We start from the raw sequence: 5,194 nt of genomic DNA, 5'->3' as shown, positions 1-5,194 counted from the left end.
GGCCTCGCGTCCGGCGGTGCGCTCGTAGCGCTCGGCGCCGACGAGGTCGTCGGCCTCCTCGTCCAGGAGGCCGTTCAGCATCTCCTCGACGGTACTCCTGACGAGCTCGCGCAGGTCGGTTCTCAGGGCCTCCTCGTTCAGTGTTACGATTGGCTCGGGCATGGTCTTCCTCCAGTCTGATCGAATCTAGGCAACTCGAATCATACCGGGGGCGGGCCGTGCCCTCCTTCCTCATCTGGACGCTATTCCGCTGTCAAAGTGCGCAAGAAATTGTACGTTACCAATCATTAAGGGTCGTTTTACCAATACAGACGACAACAATATGAACTGAACCGGTATTCATTAACGTACCGCTAGCCCTATCCAATTTAATTCGTGAAATGTCGTACTATTGAATAAACTTGTCACCACTTTGATTGGGGAATGCATGAATGGCTCTATCGCCGTGCTGATTCCGTGCTACAACGAAGCAGTCACCATCGGCAAAGTAGTGGATGACTTCCGCAGGGAGCTTCCCGGTGCCTCGATATACGTTTACGATAACAACTCCTCCGACGACACTGCAGCAATAGCTCGAGAACATGGAGCCATTGTCCGTTTCGAGCCCCGCCAAGGCAAGGGCAATGTAGTTCGTCAAATGTTCCGCGATATCGAAGCTGATTGCTATCTGATGGTAGATGGTGATGATACGTATCCAGCCGATGCCGCAAGTAGCCTTTGCTCTCCCATATTAGAAGGTAAAGCGGATATGACTGTAGGCGACCGCCTCTCTAACGGAACATATGCTGAAGAAAATAAGCGGGCATTTCACGGATTTGGTAATAATCTCGTCCGCTTCATGATCAAATGGATTTATGGATATGGCTTCGATGACGTTATGACTGGATACCGCGCGTTCTCGCGTACATTCGTGAAAACTTTCCCTGTGCTTTCTGAGGGCTTCCAGATTGAGACTGAGCTTTCCATCCATGCTGTCGATCGCCGCTGGCGTATTCTCGATGTTCCGATTGTCTATCGCGACCGTCCTGCCGGATCAGAGTCTAAGCTTGATACATTTAGTGACGGTCTTAAGGTCATCATGATGATCGGCACGCTCTTCAAAGACTATCGTCCCCTAAAATTCTTTACTCTTGTGGCGCTCGTGCTTGCGATTGCTGGACTATTACTTGGCGTGCCAGTCATTATTGGGTATTTTCAAACAGGTCTTGTTCCACGTTTACCAACTGCCCTGCTTGCGGTGGCCTTCATCTTTCTTTGCTGCCTTTCTTTAGCAACCGGCATTATTCTGGATAGCGTCGCAAAATCTGAACGGCGTGAATGGGAGCTGGCGGTTTATCGAGAGAGACAGCAATAGGGATAGCATTCGAGTACTACTATCGAGTTACATCGCTTATGCTTCTAAGCACACAAGGTCTCTGTCAATCGCGTAGCAGCATCCAACAAAAATTAATTGGTGAATGCGAATGAAACTTTTACGAAATTTGCCCTGTTTTACCCAAAATACAACGGGACATAAAGTCATTGTTACTCTCGTTATGATTGGTGTTATCTCGTTTTTTCTTGAGATAACGCTATTTAACATTAATCATTGGTTAAGCTGTTTCCTAGAAAACCCTGCACAGATCAGTGAAAGCATAGTAATAGCCGATGACTCAGCTGACACTATTTCATTTTCAGAATTAAACAGGTCGATTGAAACCATTACTATTCAGGTTGAAGCAAACAATATCGTTACCGTTCAGTACCAAATATCAGACGATGGAAGCACAGAGCTGTATTCCTTGCCTCAAACAGAAGTGTATTCAGGAAACGAACGCTCTTCGACTTTCCGAATCCACCCGTACGGGGATGTAAAAGATCTTGTTGTAACGTTCCCCGGACTCAACGAGCCAATTTCAGTAAAATCTATATCTGTAAATCAGCCGGTCCCCTTCTTCTTCAGTATCGGTCGCTATATCGCATCATTTCTTTTCATTTCTTTCATAGTGTACCTTCGGCCCAAAAGCAGCTGGAGTAGAATAATAGGAGTAGATAGCCCGGTTTACAGAAGGGCTTCACTTGTTGTCCTCATTATCGTGTTGGCAGTCATAACGATGACATGCCATATAGGTAGCGACGATCCCAACGTGCCTTGGTACGACGGATTTGCCCATAACGAGTACACAGAGCTGGCACGTTCGTTTGCCGAAGGAAAAGTTACACTTAATGAAGAGCCGCCTGACTGGCTGAAACAACTTGATAATCCCTACGATGCTTCCCTGCGCAATCGCATAGCTGAAGAGACTGGCATCGGCTACAAAAATGACGCAGCCTATTATAAAGGCTCCTACTATGTCTATTTTGGAGTAGTTCCAGTCGTGCTGTTCTATCTCCCATACTTCTTACTTACTGGCAACGACCTTCCCAACTCGATTGTCACCCTTTTCATGGCGCTTGCTTCGACTGTTGTCTTATGGCTACTCTTCAGAGCGATTATCCGTCATTATCATCCAACAATATCGTTGTCAACTTTTATTTTGTCATTCCTCGGATCACTTGGAGCATCGTACGTTGTGGTAGTGCTAGGACGACCAAGTTTCTACTCAGTGCCCAGTATGTGCGGTTTTGCGTTTGTTCTAATTGGATTACTGTTAACAGTTCAATCAATTAACGACAGTAATCCTTCGAGTCGGTATGCAAAGCTTTGCTTTGGTTCTTTAGCTATGGGTTTAGTTGCAGGCTGTAGGCCACAGCTGCTAATACTCTCTATTCCATGGGCGGTCATACTAGTAAAACAAATTAAGACATACTATAAAGCAAAGAAGCTAAAATGCATGATACGAGTTATTGCTTGCGTCATTGTCCCTTTGATTGCAATAGCCATCCCTCTTATGTACTACAACTTCATTCGCTTTGAATCTCCGCTAGATTTTGGTGCAAATTACAATCTGGCAGGTAACGATATGACTCTTAGAGGATTCGATTTCGTGAGAGCGGGAGAAGGGGTTTTTTACTATCTTCTACAGCCCCCCGCACTAACGACAAGTTTTCCCTTTTTACAACCAACGGCAATCAATACTAGTTTTCCTGGAATGACTGTTTCTGAGCCACTGATTGGTGGCATGTTAACTTGCTATCCGTTTGTTTCCGTAATCCCTCTTCTATTCCTTTGCCGCATCAACGATAGAAAACAGAAGACAATTATCTTTCTTTTTCTTATCCTCGGTTTCATAGTGTGCGTTTTTGATACTGAAGGTGCAGGACTACTCCCAAGGTATGGTCTCGATTTTTCCCTGTGCTTCTGCTTCGCATCTACGGCAACGGCTTTTTCTATCGAAACTCAAGAAAAGAACGGGGACAGAAGCATCCCTCTTCATTTTGCGCATCTTACTCTCTTCTACAGTGTTTTAATTGGAATAGTGATGTTGGTATTTCAGCGGTTTGGCATCATGTCATCAGCTATGGGCCCCACGGGAATGACATGGCCAGCAGATTTATGGGAATACATCCGCCTCTCTGCTCAGTTTTGGGCATAGGGCCGACTCATTGCTATTTCAGTCACTTACCATTTAACTAGAATATCTAGTCAACGGTTATTTATAGGGAGAGAAAAAGGGTGAAACGGCTCGTTAATTTGGATTTATTGAGATCGCTTTGCATGCTAGCCGTTGTTGTCTGCCACTGCAGTCCATATTTAGGCATTTTGAATGGAATAAATGCCGATTTAATTGTCTCTATTACAGGAATTCTATGTGACCCAATTTTCTTTGCGCTCTCTGGCTACTTTGCAATACGACCGCTAAAGTCAAGCTTGTTGTCTTACTATTCACGTAAAATATCCACTGTCGTCCTTCCGTTATTTGCATATTCTGTTGTCCTATTTCTTTACAAAACCAATAACTCAAATTGGTCAGTAGCTGAATATCTTCTTTTTTTCTCAAATGAGTTGGGGCCTTGGTGGTTTATTCCCACACTAATTCCCTTTCTAGTCGTTGCGCCCTTTCTCTATTGGCAATTTGAGAAGCTTGACAACTATCAAATTAAAACGATTGCAAAGGCGGCTTGCTTAGTAACCCTGTTAGGAGTATGTCTAAACTATCTTTGTTGGCTGTTTAGAGTGACAAACCATTCGACACTTGAGCTGACAATCAATATTACAAAAAGATTACTACCAACAGTATTGATTCCTGGTTCAGGCTATTTTATGTATTTCTGTCTAGGCTATTTCTATCGTCGACTCGCACCTGATACTTCTAGAACTACGAAAAAGAAGCTAATTGCGTTTGGCCTAGTGTTATGGGCTTTTGACGTAGTATCTGCTTACTTTGGGGTTGACCGCTTTGACCCCAGCTATCCATGGCTATTTGCAACGATTGCCATTCTTTTTCTTTTCGATGGCTTACAAGTGAATAATAACTTTTTCAGAAAAGTCATTGAATGGACCGCGCGACGCTCCTATGCAATTTATCTATTGCAATACACTTCCATTGCTATGATTGCACCTTTTTTATATGAGACAATGTTGCATGGAAGCATAGAACTGCTTACTATCCCCATTCGGGTTCTCATCTGGGTTGTTTTAGTGATATGTTCCTACTTTGCATCGCTCGCGATTGCATCGCTGCTTGACATCACACTTATTCGCATAATTCAACATGTTTACCAGCAAGCCGTAAAGTGTATAAATGTTCGATCAATCACTTAGGCAGCTCATAGGAAAGCAGATTTCTTGCTATAGGGCATCGCGTCAGTCGCAAAAAGATGACGAACCACTCTCGACATTTTGAAACACTTCTCATGATGTACCGTCGAGATGAGCAGTAGCCTCACTTAGTAACGAAAATCAACCGAGATGGTACCGCCGGTTGGCTAGGTGCCGCCAAGATTCTTTCGCGCTTTCCGCTACCGTTAAGATACTTAACCGCTTTCCGGCAGCCGCATAGGCCCACCCTCCGGTACGGCCACCCCTCCGGCAGCGTCACGTCCGGGGGTACCGTCAAGTTTCTTGCGCACTTTCCGACAGCCCCATAGGCCCGCCGCCCGGTGCGGCTACTCGTCCAGTGTGTTTAGTCAAGTAGTTTTGAGCAGAAGGGACTGCGGTGGGAATCCTGGACCAAGGCGGGACAGGAGGAGAACCGCATGTACAGCCAGGGGCAGAGGAAGCGCGCGATAGAGACCTTCATCAAATTCGACCATAGCTACGCCGACACCGTCG

The 5,194-nt window shown here is 45.3% G+C and carries 3 protein-coding genes; all 3 read left to right on the top strand.

The genetic code is table 11. The features are described 5' to 3' along the window. The first annotated feature begins 427 nt into the window (after nucleotides 1–427). Nucleotides 428–1,354 (top strand): glycosyltransferase family 2 protein, encoded by a 927-nt coding sequence (locus CZ345_RS00180; protein WP_077071194.1) that lies wholly within the window; start codon nucleotides 428–430, stop codon nucleotides 1,352–1,354. Nucleotides 1,355–1,463: 109 nt separating this feature from the next. After that, the gene (locus CZ345_RS16385; protein ID WP_144277180.1) at nucleotides 1,464–3,515 is read left to right on the top strand and encodes a hypothetical protein; all 2,052 of its coding nucleotides are present in this window, start codon (nucleotides 1,464–1,466) and stop codon (nucleotides 3,513–3,515) included. An 80-nt stretch (nucleotides 3,516–3,595) separates the two neighbouring features. Further along, nucleotides 3,596–4,684, top strand: a complete 1,089-nt coding sequence (locus tag CZ345_RS00170) for an acyltransferase (protein WP_077071192.1) — start codon at nucleotides 3,596–3,598, stop codon at nucleotides 4,682–4,684. Nucleotides 4,685–5,194: the final 510 nt, after the last annotated feature.

Source organism: Mailhella massiliensis (assembly GCF_900155525.1).
GTDB lineage: Bacteria > Desulfobacterota > Desulfovibrionia > Desulfovibrionales > Desulfovibrionaceae > Mailhella > Mailhella massiliensis.
The sequence above is the reverse complement of the archived record's forward strand: the minus strand, read 5'-3'. Positions and strand labels throughout refer to the sequence as shown.